At 66.6% G+C, this 16425-nt stretch carries 14 protein-coding genes; 7 read left to right on the top strand and 7 right to left on the bottom strand.

Annotated features, from left to right (window positions below):
* Positions 1-35: 35 nt before the first annotated feature.
* The 3 genes from ACSQ3P_RS28475 to ACSQ3P_RS28465 all read right to left on the bottom strand — a co-directional run bounded on the left by ACSQ3P_RS28475 (position 36) and on the right by ACSQ3P_RS28465 (position 1619).
* Positions 36-293 carry an exodeoxyribonuclease VII small subunit gene (locus ACSQ3P_RS28475; RefSeq protein ID WP_436168810.1) on the bottom strand — a complete coding sequence of 86 codons (258 nt, stop codon included), beginning with the start codon at positions 291-293 and terminating at the stop codon, positions 36-38.
* Positions 294-356: 63 nt separating this feature from the next.
* On the bottom strand, positions 357-821 hold the full coding sequence (locus ACSQ3P_RS28470) for an Lrp/AsnC family transcriptional regulator (protein WP_069690296.1): 465 nt from the start codon (positions 819-821) through the stop codon (positions 357-359).
* 285 nt (positions 822-1106) lie between these two features.
* Entirely contained in the window at positions 1107-1619 is a 513-nt protein-coding gene (locus ACSQ3P_RS28465; RefSeq protein WP_436168809.1) for a tyrosine phosphatase family protein, read from the bottom strand.
* Between the two features lie 210 nt (positions 1620-1829).
* Here ACSQ3P_RS28465 and ACSQ3P_RS28460 point away from each other — a divergent pair, with 210 nt between their 5' ends.
* The gene (locus ACSQ3P_RS28460) at positions 1830-2390 is read left to right on the top strand and encodes a thioesterase family protein (RefSeq protein ID WP_436168808.1); all 561 of its coding nucleotides are present in this window, start codon (positions 1830-1832) and stop codon (positions 2388-2390) included.
* Between the two features lie 26 nt (positions 2391-2416).
* Here the strand turns inward: ACSQ3P_RS28460 and ACSQ3P_RS28455 are convergent, their stop codons facing one another.
* Complete coding sequence (locus tag ACSQ3P_RS28455; RefSeq protein WP_436168807.1) at positions 2417-6001, bottom strand: hybrid sensor histidine kinase/response regulator; 3585 nt, start codon at positions 5999-6001, stop codon at positions 2417-2419.
* 222 nt (positions 6002-6223) lie between these two features.
* Here ACSQ3P_RS28455 and mscL point away from each other — a divergent pair, with 222 nt between their 5' ends.
* The 3 genes from mscL to ACSQ3P_RS28440 all read left to right on the top strand — a co-directional run bounded on the left by mscL (position 6224) and on the right by ACSQ3P_RS28440 (position 9272).
* Positions 6224-6643, top strand: coding sequence for a large conductance mechanosensitive channel protein MscL (gene mscL / locus ACSQ3P_RS28450; RefSeq protein WP_092169136.1), 420 nt, complete (start codon positions 6224-6226; stop codon positions 6641-6643).
* Between the two features lie 122 nt (positions 6644-6765).
* Positions 6766-7959, top strand: coding sequence for a pyridoxal phosphate-dependent aminotransferase (locus ACSQ3P_RS28445; protein WP_436168806.1), 1194 nt, complete (start codon positions 6766-6768; stop codon positions 7957-7959).
* A 248-nt stretch (positions 7960-8207) separates the two neighbouring features.
* The gene (locus ACSQ3P_RS28440; protein ID WP_436168805.1) at positions 8208-9272 is read left to right on the top strand and encodes an AbrB family transcriptional regulator; all 1065 of its coding nucleotides are present in this window, start codon (positions 8208-8210) and stop codon (positions 9270-9272) included.
* A gap of 22 nt (positions 9273-9294) precedes the next feature.
* Here the strand turns inward: ACSQ3P_RS28440 and ACSQ3P_RS28435 are convergent, their stop codons facing one another.
* The 3 genes from ACSQ3P_RS28435 to ACSQ3P_RS28425 form a co-directional block, all read right to left on the bottom strand.
* Entirely contained in the window at positions 9295-10884 is a 1590-nt protein-coding gene (locus tag ACSQ3P_RS28435; protein WP_436168804.1) for an ABC transporter substrate-binding protein, read from the bottom strand.
* 86 nt (positions 10885-10970) lie between these two features.
* A complete protein-coding gene (locus ACSQ3P_RS28430; protein ID WP_436168803.1) occupies positions 10971-11897 on the bottom strand; it encodes an SMP-30/gluconolactonase/LRE family protein in 927 nt (308 codons plus the stop codon).
* A 74-nt stretch (positions 11898-11971) separates the two neighbouring features.
* A complete protein-coding gene (locus tag ACSQ3P_RS28425; RefSeq protein WP_311910552.1) occupies positions 11972-12877 on the bottom strand; it encodes a LysR family transcriptional regulator in 906 nt (301 codons plus the stop codon).
* A 152-nt stretch (positions 12878-13029) separates the two neighbouring features.
* Between ACSQ3P_RS28425 and ACSQ3P_RS28420 the strand changes: the two genes are divergently transcribed.
* The 3 genes from ACSQ3P_RS28420 to ACSQ3P_RS28410 all read left to right on the top strand — a co-directional run bounded on the left by ACSQ3P_RS28420 (position 13030) and on the right by ACSQ3P_RS28410 (position 16387).
* Positions 13030-14466 (top strand): FAD-linked oxidase C-terminal domain-containing protein, encoded by a 1437-nt coding sequence (locus tag ACSQ3P_RS28420; RefSeq protein WP_436168802.1) that lies wholly within the window; start codon positions 13030-13032, stop codon positions 14464-14466.
* 171 nt (positions 14467-14637) lie between these two features.
* On the top strand, positions 14638-14925 hold the full coding sequence (locus ACSQ3P_RS28415; protein ID WP_436168801.1) for a GIY-YIG nuclease family protein: 288 nt from the start codon (positions 14638-14640) through the stop codon (positions 14923-14925).
* A 226-nt stretch (positions 14926-15151) separates the two neighbouring features.
* Positions 15152-16387 carry an FAD-binding protein gene (locus tag ACSQ3P_RS28410; protein WP_436168814.1) on the top strand — a complete coding sequence of 412 codons (1236 nt, stop codon included), beginning with the start codon at positions 15152-15154 and terminating at the stop codon, positions 16385-16387.
* Positions 16388-16425: the final 38 nt, after the last annotated feature.

Raw genomic sequence — 16425 nt, 5'->3', positions numbered from 1 at the left:
ATTTTCGAGTGAAGTGAAAACGCTCTGGCGGGAGATTATTGCCCGACGTCGAGCGGCGCGGTCCCGGTCGGCTTGCCGTCGGCGCCCAGCGTGATCTTCTCGATACGCGCTTCGGCCTGCTTCAGCAGCGCGTCGCAGCGCGCCTTCAGGGCCTCGCCGCGCGTGTAGATGTCGATCGATTCCTCGAGCGGCACGTCGCCGCGCTCGAGCTTGGCGACGATCGCCTCGAGTTCCTTGAGCGCCGCCTCGAAGGGCAGGGCGGCGATGTCTGAGTTCTGCTTGGCTTCGGTCACTGGCGCGATTCCCGTTTGACCAGAGCTTATCGGTCTCCAGGGCGCACGCCGCAACCCCGCGCGTTACACCGGCAGCGCCGAACTCTTCTTGATGGTGCGCAGCGTCAGCGTCGATTGCACGCGGGTGACGCCCGGCAATTGCGTGATGATGTCGGTGTGGATGCGCTCGAAATCGGCGCTGTCGCGGTAGATCACGCGCATCAGATAATCATGCGCGCCGGCGAGCAGATGGCATTCCAGGATCTCGGGCAGGTTCTGCACGGCCTGCTCGAAACCTTCGAGCGAGGCGCGGCCCTGCTGGTCGAGCGTGACGAAGACGAAGGCGGTGCCGGGAAAGCCCGCGATCTTGTCGTCGAGCAGCATCGCATAGCCGCGGATCAGCCCGCTCTCCTCGAGCTGGCGGACCCGGCGCAGGCAGGCCGAGGGCGACAGATGCACCTTCTCGGCGAGGTCGGAATTGGTGATCCGCCCGTCCATCTGCAGGATGCGCAGGATGGAGCGGTCGCGTGAATCGAGTTCGATCGTCATGGCGCTGGCAAAACCCCTCTTGCCGGATGCATTGTCGCAAAATCCGGCGGGCGCAAGCAATATTCTGCGTCGGAACGGAAAAATCGCGCCGTGTTCGACGCGAGCTACGCCGCAGCCCGCACGATGCTGCCGGGCTAGAGCCGGATGATTTCAGATGGGATCACAAAGTGATCTCATCTGAAATCTGAATCCGTCTCTCATCTAAAAGTGAGAGCAGGATCAATGCGAAAAACCGGTTCCCACTTTTTCGCATCCTGCTCTTGAGAACCGGATTCTGCCCGCCTTTCAGGCCAAGGCGAGCTGAAACGGCGTGCCCTCGAAAGCATCCTCGCCCCGGCCGATCCGCTCGATCGCGGCGCTCATCCGGCCGTGCCGGCCGAGCATCCCGTCGGCGATGGCGACGAGCCGTGCATTGGGCGTCGCCGAGGGCGAGGCGTCACGCAGGGCGGTGGCGATCTCCTCCTCATTGCGCCTCGGCCCGAGCGCGCAGGCAGCGATAAAGGCGGCGGCCGTCGAGCGGCTGATGCCGGCCCAGCAATGGATCACCAGCGGCGCGGCGCGGTCCCATTCGCCGACGAAGCGCAGGAAGCGCTCGACATGGGCCTCGGCCGGCACGATGTGCCCGTCCATGGGCGCGACGATGTCCGACATGCCGAGGAAGAGATGGCGCTCCGGCGCGATGCCGGCGGGCCGCTCGACCACTGTGTTGATGTTGATCAACGTCACCACATGGCTGGCGCGCACGGCCGCCACGGTCTCGTGGAGCCGCGACAGCGAGGAGACGTGCAAGGTCGGCATGCCGAAAATCCCGTTGGTCGCAAGAGCCGGATGCGAAAAACCGGTTCCCACTTTTTCGCATCCTGCTCTAGGGGCGGGCCGCGCGCCCGCGAATGCGCAAGCATCCTGTCTGCTCGCAGCATGAGCCGATGTCGACGGTGTAGCCAAGCGGGATCTGGTCGCATATGTGCAAATGTTTACAGGTGAACTATCGTCAATCGGGAAGCTGCCATGAATCTCTGGTTCCGCCTGCTCTGGCTTCTCGCGACCACGGCGTTCCGCCCAAGGCTCAAGCCGCTGGAGGCGCCTTCGCAACTGGCCTTCCGGGTCTGGCCGCATGATCTCGACACCAGCCTGCATATGAATAATGGCCGGTACTGGACGCTGATGGATCTCGGCCGCACCGATTTGATGCTGCGCACCGGGCTGTGGCGCGCGGTGCTGCGCCATCGCTGGGTGCCGGTGGTGAATGCCAGCACCATCCGCTTCCGCCGGGAGTTGCGCTTGTTCAGGCCCTTCCAGCTCGAGACCGTGATCCTGTGCTGGAGCGATAGCTGGCTGGTGATGCAGCATCGCGTGCTGAGCCGGGCGCGTGACGGCAGCGAGATCGTCGCAGCCGTCGCGCTCGTCCGCGCCGCGCTCTACGACCGCGCAGGCAAGAGCTATGTGCCCGTCGCGACGCTGATGGCGGAGATCGGCGTCGGGGCGACGAGCCCGGAGCCGAGCCCTGAGGTCGCGGCCTTCCTGGCCTCGGAAGAGGCGATGCGGCAGGCGGGTTCCCCGGGGCGCTGAGTTCTGGGGCCAGCCGAGGTTTCCGGCTACTCCGCCGCCAGCCGTGTCGCCCGCCACTGCGCCAGGAGCGCGCGCAGGGCGGCGGGCTTCAGCGGCTTGTTCAGCAGGTGGACGTCGAGCGCGGCGGCCGCCTCGCGCACCTGCGGTGTGCGGTCGGCCGTCAGCAGGATCGCGGGCAAGGCCGTACTGGTACGCTGGCGCAGCGTGCTGATCGCGGTCAGCCCGTTGCCATGATCGAGGTGGTAGTCGGCGATCAGCACGTCGGGGTCGCCATGCGTGCGCAGCGACAGCTGGGCCTCCTCGACGCTGGCCGCGATCGTGACCGCGCAGCCCCAGCCGCCGAGCAATTGCTTCATTCCGTCGAGGATCGCCGGCTCATTGTCGAGCACCAGCAGCTTCAGCCCGGCGAGCTGGCCCGCCGGCGCATGGCGCGGCGCCGCGCTGGTCGACATCGCCGGCAGCGGCGAGGCGCGCGGCACCAGAACCGAGAAGCGCGTGCCGCGCCCCGGCGTCGAGACCAGGGTCAGCTTGTGGTCGAGTGTGCGCGCGATGCGCTGCACGATGGAGAGGCCGAGCCCCAGGCCACGCGCCACCTTCGCCCCCTGGTCGAGCCGCTGAAACTCGCGGAACACCGTCTTCTGCTTGCTTTGCGGGATGCCGAGCCCGGTATCGAGCACCTCGACCGAAACCTGCGCGCCGCGCCGCCGGCAGCCGACCACGATCTTGCCGCTGGGTGTGTATTTGATCGCGTTCGAGACCAGGTTCTGCAGCAGGCGGCGCAGCAAGCGCCGGTCCGAGCGCAACGCCATCCCTGTCGGCATGAAGACGAGCTTCAAGCCCTTCTCCTGCGCGCTCGGCTCGAATTCGCGCTGGAGCTGGCGCATCAATTCGTCGACGCGGAAGGCGGTGATCTCGGGCTTCAATGCGCCGCCGTCGAGCCGCGAGATCTCGAGCAGCGCGGTCAGGATCTCCTCGACCGCGTCGAGCGAGGCGTCGATGTTCTCGGCCAGATCCGGACTGCCGGCCGTGCGGTCGCGCTCGACCAGCGAGGTGGCGTAGAGTCTCGCCGCATTCAATGGCTGCAGGATGTCGTGGCTCGCTGCGGCGAGGAAGCGGGTCTTCGAGGCGTTGGCCTCGTCGGCCTCGGCCTTGGCGCGCTGCAATTCGGTGTTGACCCGCAGGATCTCCTCGGTGCGCTCGGCGACGCGGCGCTCCAGGGTCTCGTTGGTGCGCTCGAGTTCCTCATGCGCCTCCACCGCCTGGGTGATGTCGGTATAGGTGGTGACGAGGCCGCCATCGGGCAGCGGGTTGGAGCGGATCTCGATGACCTTCTTGGACGGGTAGAGTTTGAGCCGCACCGGCTCGCGATCCCTGACGAAGCTCTCCAGCCGCGCCGCCATCAGCTCGTCCTGCTGGCCGTCGCCATAGGCGCCGCGCGCTGCATTATAGCGCACGACCTCGTCGAGTCCGGTGCCGAAGCGCACCAGCGAGGGCGGCAGATCGTAGAGCTGGATGAAGGCCTGGTTCCAGGCGAGCAGGCGCAGGTTCCGGTCGAGCACGGTGATGCCCTGGCCGGCATGGTCGAGTCCGTGCTGGAGGATGTCGCGGTTGTATTGCAGCGCCGCCGAAGCATCGTCGAGCAGCTTGAAGGCGGCTTCCGTCGAGAGGTTGCGCCGCCGCAGCAGGAGCGACAGCACGAGGCGCGAGGAGGCTGCGCCGATCGCCGAGGAGAGCAGGTGCTCGCCGAAACGCAGCATGTGGATATCGGCTTCGCGATTGGCGTTGGGCTCATCGCCACGCCCGCTGGCGAAGCCCTCGAAGGCGCGCTGCGTCCGCTCCTGGCCGAGATAGCGGCCGATGGTCGATTGCAATTCGGCTTCCGTGACGCTGGAGCGCCAGAGCGAGAAGGATTGCGCCATCGTCGCCTTGTCGGATTCGACGAAGGCATTGGCCTGCAGCCGCTCCATCGCATTGGCGGGCCGCAGCAGCGAGAAGCCGATATAGGCGAGGATGTTGAGGCCCAGGCTCCAGACCACGCCATGCGGCAAAGCCGGCAGGTCGAGCCCCAGCAGCGCTTCCGGCCGCAGCGCCGCGATGCCGTAGGGCCCCTTAGTGACCACCGCCTCCCAGAGGCTGTCGGCATGGACGAGGCTCGGCAGCAAGAGCGTATAGGCCCAGACCAGGATGCCCATGGTCAGGCCCGCTGCGGCGCCGAGCGCCGTGCCGCGCCGCCAGACCAGCCCGCCGAAGAAGGCCGGCGCGATCTGCGCCGTCGCAGCGAAGGAGAGCAGGCCGATCGAAACCAGGGCGGCCTCGCCGGCGGCGCGGTAATAGGCGTAGCCGAGCAGGATCACGAGCAGGATCGCGGCGCGGCGAATGATCACGACCTGCGAGCCGAGATCGCCGCCCGTCGTGCCGTTGCTATTGCTGCTGCCGCCGCGCTGCGCGGTCAGCATCGCCATGGATCTCGCGGGGTCGCTCAGGCCGCCGCGCCCGCGCAGCAGCAGCGGCATGACGAGGTGGTTCGAGATCATGATGGCGAGCGCGACGGAGGCGACGATCACCATCGCGGTCGCGGCCGAGAGCCCGCCGACAAAGACGATCAGCGCGAGCAGACTGGCCTCGCTCTGCAGCGGCAGCAGCAGCACGGTCATGTCGCGGTCGATATCGGCGCCCGGCATCAGCAATTCGCCGGCCATCGCCAAGGGCAGCACGAAGAGATTGATCAGGATGAGGTAGAGCGGAAACATCCAGGCCGCGCGGCGGACGTCGCGGGCGTCGCGATTCTCGACGATCGTCATGTGGAACTGCCGCGCCAGCAGCAGCGCGGCGCAGGAGGAGAGCAGGGTCAGGGTCAGGAAGGTCGGCCAGCTCGAGGTCCGCTCCCAGAGCGGCGGCGCGCCGTTGGGCAGCCGCGCCGCCTTGGCGAGGAGATCGCCGGCGCCGTCGAACAGGCCGTAGACGATGAAGACGCCGAGCACGAGGAAGGCGACGAGCTTGATCAGCGACTCGACCGCGATCGCAAGGACGAGGCCGTCCTGGTGCTCGGTGGCATCGATATGGCGCGTGCCGAAGGCGCAGGCGAAGCCCGCCAGCACCATCGCCACCAGGAAGGCGAGGTCGCTCAGGACCGGAACGTCGGGCGTCAGGGCATGGCCGCCGGTGGCGATCAGGAAGACCGAGAGCGAGTTCGCCACCGCCTTGAGCTGGAGCGCGATATAGGGCAGCGCGCCGATGACCGCGACGATGCAGACCAGCGCCGCGACGCGCTCGCTCTTGCCGTAGCGCGCGCCGACGAAATCGGCGATCGAGGTGATGTTCTGCGATTTGGCGATCTCGACGATGCGCCCGACGAAGCGGTGGCCGAAGCCGATCACCAGGATCGGCCCGACATAGATGCCCAGGAAATCGAAGCCGGCCCGGTTGGCGAAGCCGACGGAGCCGTAGAAGGTCCAGGAGGTGCAGTAGACGCCGAGCGCCAGCGCGTAGATCGTCGCGCGCGCCCGGCCGGTGATCAGCCTGTGCCCGGACGTGTCGGCGATATGGGCGACCGCGAACAGGCCGCACAGATAGGCCAGCGCCACCAGGACCACGGACCATGCGGGGATCATTGCGCCTCCAGCGCCGCAATTCGGCGTTGCGCAACCTAACCTCGCAGCGCGCCCCTCGCCATAGCGCTTTCGGCGCGGTCAGGGCGAGGTAGGTATCTGTGCAGGCTGCAACTTTGCGGCGAGCGGGGTCTTCTAACGCCCGCGCGACTCCGTTAGCGTTTCAGCTTCGGCTCGGAGCTAACGCGCGCCGCGAGCAAGACAGCCACGAGAAGGGGGCAGAGCATGCTTGAGGAATTCAAGAAATTCGCATTGAAGGGCAATGTCGTCGATCTCGCCATCGGCGTGATCATTGGCGCAGCCTTCGGCAAGATCGTCGATTCGCTGGTCAGCGACGTGATCATGCCTTTCATCGGAGCGCTTGGCGGCGTCGATTTCTCGAACTACTTCATCGGCCTCAACAAGGCGGTGACTTCTCCCATCCTCGTCGAGGCCAAGAAGCAGGGCGCGGTCTTCGCCTATGGTTCGTTCGTGACCGTGGCGATCAACTTCCTGATCATCGCCTTCGTGCTGTTCCTGGTGGTGCGGGGCATCAACAGGCTGCAGCGCACGAAGGCCGAGGCCCCGCCGCCGCCCGCTCCTCCGGCCGAGGATATCGTCCTGCTCGCCGAAATCCGCGACCTTCTGAAGAAGCAGTCGGCCTGACAACGCTTCGACCGGTCGCGGCGATTCATCACCGCGACCGATCGACCCGATCTCGCGATTTCATGCTTGCCCGCGCCGCTATCGGCTAAAGGAAAGCGGGTCACTTTCGCGAGGTTCAGTTCATGACCACCACGACGCTGCCGGGCGCCAGCCTGATCGCCGATCTGAGGCCCGAAGCCCGCAACGCGCCCGAGAGCGGCATCGTCGAGGTGGTCAATCACGGCCGCCTCAAGCAGGGCTTGATCCCGCTCTGGGTCGGCGAGGGCGATCTCCCGACGCCCGATTTCATCGCGCGCGCCGCCAACAAGTCGCTGGCCGATGGCGAGACCTTCTACACCTGGCAGCGCGGCATCCCCGAATTGCGCGAGGCGCTCGCCCGCTACCACACCGCGCTCTACGGCCAGCCCTTCTCCTCCGACCGCTTCTTCGTCACCGGCTCGGGCATGCAGTCGGTCCAGATCGCGGTCCGCCTGATCGCCGGCCCCGGCGATGAACTGGTGATCCCGACCCCGGCCTGGCCGAACTTCGCCGCCGCGATCGGCATCGCCGGCGCCAAGCCCGTCTGCGTGCCGATGGATCTGGAGCATGGCCGCTTCAAGCTTGATCTCGACAAGCTTGCCGCCGCGATCACGCCCAGGACCCGCGCTTTGGTGATCAACTCGCCGGCCAACCCCACCGGCTGGACCGCGACGAAGGCGGAGATGGGCGCACTGCTTGCGCTCGCTCGCAAGCACGGCATCTGGATCATCGCCGACGAGATCTATGCCCGCTTCGTCTATGACGGCTCCCCGCGTGCCGCTTCGTTCCATGACGTGATGGAGCCGGAGGACCGTGTCCTCTTCGTCCAGACCTTCTCGAAGAACTGGGCCATGACCGGCTGGCGCGTCGGCTGGATCGAGGCGCCGCCCGCGCTCGGCCAGGTCATCGAGAACCTGATTCAGTATTCGACCTCGGGCTCGCCCGTTTTCGTCCAGCGCGCCGCCATTGCCGCGCTCGAGGAGGGCGAGCCCTTCGTCGCGCAGCAGATCGCCCGCGCCGCCGAAGGCCGCAAGATCATCTCCGAGGGCTTGCTGGCGACCAACCGGGTCTCGCTCGCGGCGCCCGATGGCGCCTTCTATCAGTTCTTCAGCGTCGACGGCCGCAGCGACTCGCGGGCGCTGGCGATCGAGTTGGTCGACAAGGCCAATGTCGGCCTCGCGCCGGGAACCGCCTTCGGCCCGGGTGGCGAGACCGGCTTGCGGCTCTGCTTTGCGCGCAAGGCGTCCGACCTCGTCGAGGTCGTGGCGCGGCTCCAGAAGGCGCTCGCCGCGCGCTAGAGCCGGATGATTTCAAACGGAGTCACAAAGTGACTCCGTTTGAAATCTGAATCCGTCTCTCATCAAGGAGTTAGAGCAGGATCAAAGCGAAAAACCGGTTCCCACTTTTTCGCATCCTGCTCTAGCGCCGGCGCGCTTTCGCTGCAGGGTATCGTTGCGCTGCCGGCGCAGCGGCGAAATTGACCTCGCCGCGCCCCGCGTTCATGAGTGCGCCGGAGCCGCCCGCTTCTGGCGCGGTCGTGGATGCGATGGCGCTTTTCGGTTATCCCTCGACGCGACCGGCTGTTCTGGGTCGCGAGGCCGTGACCATCGGCATCGCCTGGCTTGGCGGCGCCGCCTTCGCCTTGTTCGGCGCGCCCGCCGCCTGGCTGTCAGGCTCGATGATGCTGAGCGCGACGGTTGCCTTCCTGCGCCCGCTGCCTGTTCTGCGCCGGTCGTGGTTCGATTCGACGGTGCTCCTGTCGGGTACGATCATCGGCTCGGCGGCGACGCCCGAGGCGCTTGCCGCCGCCGCCCGCTACCCGGCCTCGCTCGCTGTGCTTCTGATCGGCATGGCGGCGATCATGATCCTGACCGGGGCGTATCTGCGCTATGTTGCGCGCTGGTCCTGGATCGATGCCCTGCTCGCCTCGGCGCCGGGCGCGCTCGCGACGGTGCTGGCCGTGGCGCAGGCGAAGGGCGCCAATATTGGCCGGATCTCGGTGGTTCAGCTCTTTCGCCTGCTTGTCCTGGTGGCGCTGCTCCCGGGCGCGATGCAGCTGAGCGGGGCCCATTCGGCGGCGCCGGTACCGCGCGCCGATATCGTCGGGGCCGATACGATGCTGTTCGTGCTGCTCTGCGGCCTGGCGGTCGGGCTCGTCTTCGAGCGGCTGCGCATGGCAGCGCCGATGATGTTCGGTGCGACCTTCGCCAGTGCCGTCCTGCACGGTTCGGGTCTCGTCCACGGCACATTGCCGCCTGAGATCCAGACGGCCGTGCTGGTGTTGCTGGGCTCCACGATGGGCGGGCGTATCGCGCATATCCCGCGGCCGGAGCTTCTGGGATTGTTCCCGCTTGCCGTCGGCGGCTTCTTCGTTTCGATCGCGGTTGCCTTCGCCTTCGCCTGGCCGGCAGCCCAACTGGCAGGGGTGCCCTATGCCAGCGCGATGACCGCTTTTGCGCCGGGCGGGCTCGAGGCGATGGCGATGCTCGCCTTCGCCATGGGGCTCGACACGCTCTATGTCGGCTCCCACCATCTCACGCGCTTCCTGCTGATCGGCTTGGCGATGCCGTTCATCGTCGCCCGCATCAAGGACGCGCCGCCGGGCCGCTGAACCCGGCGGCGCGGTTTTTTCGTCAATCCACCCCGATCGTGGTCAGGTCCTGGAACCAGTGCTGGGCCAGCACGAACTTCTTGATCTTCGGCGAGAGCACATGCGGGTTGGTGTCGTGCACGACCCAGACCAGCACGGCGTCGTCGACGATCTGGGCATGGGCCTTGGCGAGCAACTCGTCCTGCTTGGCGACGTCGAAGGTCTTCATCGCCTCGTCGAGATAGCCGTCGACCACCGGGCTCGCATAGGTACCCCAGTTCACGCCGACCGGCGCGACCTGGTTGGAGTGGAAGAAGCGGATGATCGCGTAGAGCGGGTCGGAGGTGACATAGGCGATGTTGTTCGAGGTCACATCGGCGTTCATCTCGTCCTTCGCGCCCTTGCGCCAGCGCGTATAGAGCACCTCGAGCTCGACGACCTTGAAGTCGAGCTCGATGCCGACATCCCTGAGGTTCTGCTGGATGAACTCGTTCATCGGCAGCGACTGCATCTGCCCGGTGCCGCCCTGGGCGATGACGAAGGTCGCCTTCAGCGGCTTCTCCTTGGAATAGCCGGCCTCGGCCAGGAGCTTCCTGGCGGCATCGGGATCATATTTGATCTGGAAGTTCGGCTTGCCGAACCAGGGGCTCGCCGGATCGACCTGGCCGACAGCCGGCTTGGCGAGGCCGTTGAGCAATTCGACGATGCCGTTGCGATCGATGGCGAGGTTCATCGCCTTGCGCAGGCGCAGATCCGTCCAGGGCGAGCCCGGCGCCACGCTGAGATGGTAGTTCCAGACATGGGGCGTGACGTTCTCGACGATCTTCATGCCGGCCTGCTTGAGGCGCGGCACGGTGTCGGGAGCCGGCGTCTCGATCAGGTCGACCTGGCCGGTGATCAGCGCATTGGTGCGCGCCAGCACCTCCGGGATCGGCAGCAGGATCAGACGGTCGACTTTGGCGAGGCGGTTCTTGTTCCAGTAATCCGGGTTCCGGACGAGCTCGGCGCGCTCGCGGGCTACGAATTTGTCGAGCTTGAACGGGCCGGTGCCCGAGGGCGTCAGCGCGAACTTGTCCCAGTCCTTGCCGAGCTTCTCATATTGCGCCGGGCTCGAAACCAGGAACCAGAGCATCTGGTAGGGGAAGAACGAGTCGATTGCCTTGGTGGTGATCTCGACGGTCTTCGCATCGACCACCCGGTAGCTCGCGATCGACGGCAGGCGCGGCTTGACCTGCGCGGCCTGGCGGCGGTCGTAATGCGGGGCCTTCTCGTCCAGCACCTTGTCGAGGTTCCAGACCACGGCGGCGGCGTCGAAGGCGCTGCCGTCATGGAATTTCACGCCTTCGCGCAGGGTGAAGAGCCATTTCTTCTGGTCGTTGGCGTCGACCTTCCACTCGGTCGCGAGCCCGGGCACGAGCTTGCCCGGCCTGTCGGCGATGTCCATCTCCCAGGCGACCAGCGGGTCGTAGAGCGTGTAGCCGGTAAATTTATAGGCTCCGGCGCCGCGATCGGGCTGGCCGGAGGTCAGCGGGATGTCGGCGAGCGAGATGCCGTAGCGGACGACCGATTCCGCCTGCGCCGCGCTGGCCAAGGAAAAGGCAAGCGCGGCTGTGATTGCCAAGCGTTTGAACATGCATGCACCTCTATGCGGGAAGCTGCATGCAATTCAGCAAGGCCTATGCCACGAGCCGCGAGGCGGCCCGTGGCTCGGTCGCTCGCTCAGCGCGCCCCGTTGGTGTGCGTCATCACCGCGTAGAGCGAGGTCGTGCCGCAGATGAACAGGCGGTTGAGCTTGGGGCCGCCCCAGGCGACGTTGGCGACGATCTCGGGGATCGCGACCTTGCCGATCAGCGTGCCGTCGGGATGGTAGATGTGCACGCCATCGGCCGCGCTGGTCCAGATCCGGCCGGTCGCATCCAGCCGGAAGCCGTCGAACAGGCCGGCCGTGCAGGTCGCGAAGATCTCGGAGCGCCCGAGCGTCGCGCCATCCGCGCCAACCCGGCAGGCGCGGATATGGCGCGGGCCGTTGACGGGATCATGGCTCGCGCCGGTGTCGGCGATGTAGAGGATGCTTTCGTCGAGGGAGAAGGCGAGGCCGTTGGGCTTGACGAAATCATCGGTGACGATGGTCACGGCGCCTGACTGCGGGTCTATTCTATAGACGTTGCAACGCCCGATCTCGCTGTCGGATTTATTGCCCTCATAATCGGTGAGAATGCCGTAATCGGGGTCGGTGAACCAGATCGAGCCGTCCGACTTGACCACGACGTCATTGGGCGAGTTCAGCCGCTTGCCGTCGAAATGGCTCGCCAGCACGGTGACGGAGCCGTCATGCTCGGTGCGCGTCACCTGCCGCCCACCATGTTCGCAGGTCACGAGCCTGCCCGCGCGATCGACCGTGTTGCCGTTGGAGTTCCGGGCCGGCTGGCGGAAGACGCCGACCTGGCCGGTCAGCGCGTCGTAGCGCAGCATCCGGTCATTGGGGATGTCGGACCAGACCAGCGTGTGGTGGGCGGGAAACCAGGCCGGCCCTTCCGACCAGCGCGCGCCGGTCCAGAGCCGCTCGACGCGGGCGGAGCCGGGGACGATGCGATGGAAGCGCGGGTCGAGAACCTCGACGCCGGTGCCTTCGAGAACGCCGAACATGATTTCCAATCCCTGGGCTGTATTGTTGTCGGGCTATCGGGAGCACAGATCGGCGGCTTCGCCAACCACGTGCCTCACAACCCCAACCCCTCATCCCAATACGGTGTCGCGCCATAGAGCTCGCCGAGATAGTCGACGAAGGCGCGCACCTTCTGCTCCATATGCCGGCGGCTCGGATAGACCGCGTAGACCGCGACGCGCTTGCCGACGGAATACTCCGGCAGGACGCGTTGCAAGGCGCCCGATTTCAGCTCCGGCCCGACATCCCAGGTCGAGCGCAGCGCGATGCCGAGGCCGGCCAGCAGCGCCTCGCGCACCACCTCGCTCGAATTGGTCCGCAGGGGTCCGTTGACGCGCACGCTGACTGGCCCGCCCGGCCCGTCCAATCGCCAATGGTCGGCGTTGTGCGCGATCAGCGTATGGCGCGCCAGATCCTCGATGCTGCCGGGCGTGCCGGCCGTGGCGAGATAGCCCGGCGTGGCGCAAAGCACGCGGTGATTCGGCGCGAGCCGCTTGGCGACGAGGCTCGAATCCTGGAGGTCGGCGATGCGCACCGCCAGGTCGAAGCCTTCGCCGACGATGTCGACGAAGGCGTCGCCCAGGATCAGGTCGACCGTCACCTGCGGATGCGCATCGAGGAAGGGCTTGAGATGCGGCGCGATATGCAGCCGCCCGAAGGAGGTCGGCGCCGAGACGCGCAATGTGCCGCGCGCCTGGCCTGCGCCGCTGGCGACCCAGGCCTCGGCATCCTCGATCGAGGACAGCACGGAGACCACGCGCTCATAGAAGCCCTGGCCGGCCTCGGTCAGCGAGAGCTGCCGCGTCGTGCGCTGCAGCAGGCGCACGCCGAGCCGCTCCTCCAGGCGCCGGATGCGCTTGGAGATGACGGCCGGCGAGAGGTTGAGCTGGCGGCCCGCCGCCGACATGCTCTTGGCCGTGACGACATGGGCGAAGACGTCGAGATCGCCGAACCGGTCCATAGCGCCCTCATCTTTTCCGAATTGGAAATAATCATGGACGTTGGTTGCACTGCAAGCCAGTTGGAATTGGTCTAGGGTCTCGCGGTGAATCTCTCAGCCCGCGCCTCCAGATGAAGGCTGAGGGAGATATGCGCGTTGATGAGGAGCCGGTCATGTCAGCCATCGCCTTTCCCGTGCCCGACGAGAGCATCCTCGCTCGCCGCGACGAGATCATCGCTGGCCTCGCCAAGCTGGTCGCGCCCGAGGCGCTGATCACCTCGGCCGATGAGCGCCGCCCTTACGAGACCGATGCGCTGACCGCCTATCGCCGCCTGCCGCTGGCCGTGGTGCTGCCCTCGACCACGCAGGAGGTCGCGGCGGTGCTGAAATTCTGCAGCGCCCAGGGCGTGCCGGTCGTGCCGCGCGGGGCGGGTACTTCGCTCGCCGGCGGCGCGATCCCGCAGGAGGACGCGGTCGTCATCGGCGTCTCCAAGATGAACCGCATCCTCGAGATCGACTACGCCAACCGCACGGCGAAAGTGCAGGCCGGCGTCACCAACCTCGCCGTGACCGGCGAGGTCATGGCGGAAGGCTTCTTCTACGCGCCCGACCCGTCCTCGCAGCTCGCCTGTTCGATCGGCGGCAATATCGGCATGAACTCGGGCGGTGCGCATTGCCTGAAATATGGCGTCACCACCAATAATGTGCTCGGCGTCACGCTGGTGATGCTCGACGGCAGCGTCGTTGACATCGGCGGAGCTCATCTCGATTCCGGCGGCCTCGACATCCTCGGCCTGATCGTCGGTTCGGAAGGCCAGCTCGGCATCGTCACGGAAGCGACCGTGCGCATCCTGCGCTCGGCCGAAGGGGCGCGTCCGGTGCTGTTCGGCTTCCCCACCAGCGAGCAGGCGGGCGAGGCGGTCGCTGCAATCATCGGCGCCGGTATCATTCCCGTCGCGATGGAATTCATGGACAAGCCGGCGATCGAGATCTGCGAGGCTTTCGCCCATGCCGGCTACCCGATGGATGTCGAGGCGCTCCTGATCATCGAGGTCGAGGGCTCGGATGCCGAGATGGACGCCCAGCTCGCCCGCATCGTCACTATTGCCCGCGAGCATGGCGTCAAGACGGTCAAGGAGAGCAAGTCGGCGATGGAGACGGCGGCGATCTGGAAGGGCCGCAAATCCGCCTTCGGCGCGACCGGTCGCATCGCCGACTATATCTGCATGGACGGCACGATCCCGACCGGGCAATTGCCGCATGTGCTGCGGCGCATGGCTGAGATCGTGAAGGGCTATGGGCTTCGCGTCGCCAATGTCTTCCATGCCGGCGACGGCAACCTCCACCCGCTGATCCTCTACAACTGCAACGACCCGGTCGAGGCGCAGAAGGCCGAAGATGCCGGCATGGATATCCTCAAGCTCTGCGTCGAGGTCGGCGGCTGCCTGACCGGCGAGCACGGTGTCGGCATCGAGAAGCGCGACCTGATGACGGTGCAGTTCAATCCCGAGGATCTGCAGCAGCAGATGCGGGTGAGGGCGGTGTTCGATGGCGCGTGGTTGATGAACCCGGCGAAGGTGTTTCCGCTCGAGGGCAGGGTGGCAGCGTGACGAACCTCCCCGTCATTCCGGGGCGGCCCGAAGGGCCGAGCCCGGAACCCAGAACCGATGTGAGAAATCGCTTTCGAAGCCAGATCGATCCGCTTCATTCTGAGACGGTATCGGTTCTGGGTTCCAGGCTCGCTGCTTCGCAGCGCCCCGGAATGACGGGGGAGGGTGTGCTTGCCGTTTCACGTCTATCTTTTGGCGAGCGGTCAGCATGGCACGCTCTATCTCGGCATGACGCGGGATCTGGCTCGTCGTGTCCACGAGCACAAGTCCAAGGTGCTGCCGGGCTTCTCACGCAAATACGAAGTCGATCGGCTGGTCTGGTACGAGGAGTATCCGACAGCGCAAGACGCGATCGATCGCGAGAAGGACATCAAGAAATGGCGTCGGGACTGGAAGGTCCGCCTCATCGAGGAGCACAATCCGCTTTGGATGGATCTCTATCCGCTTCTGGCGCGGTAAACCTCCGCCGTCATTCCGGGGCGCGGCAAAGCCGCGAGCCCGGAACCCAGAGCCGATGCCTGGCCCAGGTAGGGCTCTCCGGCCTGCAGCGCCCATTTCCTAGACGCATTGGTTCTGGGAGTCGGACACGCTACTTCGCTGCGCGAAGCCCCGGAAAGACAGGGGGTGGTGCGTGATCATCCACACCCCCACCACCGAGGCGCAGGCCTGCTTCGTCGTCAAATCCGTGGTCGCCAGCGGCATACCGCTCGCCATTCGCGGTGGCGGCACGCGCAGCGGTCTCGGGCGGCCGTCGCAGGCGGCCAGCACGCTCTCCAGCGCCGGCCTCACCGGCATCACGCTCTATGAGCCGGCCGAGATGGTGATCGGCGCGCGCGCCGGCACCCCGCTTTCGCTTGTGCAGGAGACGCTGGCCGAACGCGGCCAGATGTTGCCCTTCGAGCCGATGGACCATCGCGCGCTGCTGGGCACGGAAGGAGCGCCGACGATCGGGGCGGTTGCGGCGGGCAATATTTCCGGCCCGCGCCGCATCAATGCCGGCGCGGCGCGCGATTCGCTCATCGGCATCAGGCTGATCAATGGCCGGGGCGAGGCGATCAAATCCGGCGGGCGGGTGATGAAGAACGTCACCGGGCTTGATCTCGTGAAGCTCGTCGCCGGCAGCTTCGGGACGCTGGGCTTCCTCACCGAGGTCGTCTTCCGCGTGCTGCCGAAGCCGGAGCGCGTCGTCACGCTGGTCTGGCGCGGTTTGCCGGACGAGGCGGCGGTCGGGCTGCTCTCGACTGCGCTCGGCTCGCCCTTCGAGCCTTTCGCGGCGGCGCATCTGCCGGCCGGCATCGGCGCTAGAGCGTTTTCGAGCGAAGTGGACACCGGTTCGCGTGAAGAAAACGCGTCAAAACAAAGAGCTGGAGCTGTTGAACGATCCAATTGGATCGGAAACGGCTCAAGCGAGGCCCGCACGCTGTTGCGGCTGGAGAATTTCTCCGCCTCGATCGACTATCGCGCCGCCGAGCTCGCCACGCTCCTTACCGTCCATGGCGCGCCGGAGATGCTGGAGGGGGCGGGCTCCGAGGCGCTGTGGCAGGATGTGCGCGACGCAGGCTTCTTCGCCGACACCCAAGAGGCGGTCTGGCGCTTGTCGCTGGCACCGACGAACGGCCCCAGGGCGACGGCAGCCATCGCGAATGCGCTGCCTCACGCGCGCTGGTTCTATGATTGGGGCGGCGGGCTGGTCTGGCTCGCGGTGCCCGATGCTGATGATGCCGGCGCAGCCGCGATCCGCGCCGCGATCAGGCCGCTCGGCGGCCACGCCACGCTGGTGCGCGCGCCGGACGCGATCCGCGCCAGCGTGCCGGTGTTCGAGCCGATGCCCGAACCGCTGCTGCGGGTCACGGCGGGCATCAAGACGAGTTTCGACCCGGCCGGGATTTTCGAGCCGGGCCGGATGTATGCGGGGATTTAGAGCGGCGCTGGAAGAACCCCTCTCCTGGACGGGAGAGG

The organism is Allobosea sp. LjRoot9 (assembly GCF_964252745.1).
Taxonomy (GTDB): Bacteria; Pseudomonadota; Alphaproteobacteria; order Rhizobiales; family Beijerinckiaceae; genus Allobosea.
This window is presented reverse-complemented; position numbering and strand designations above follow the sequence as displayed.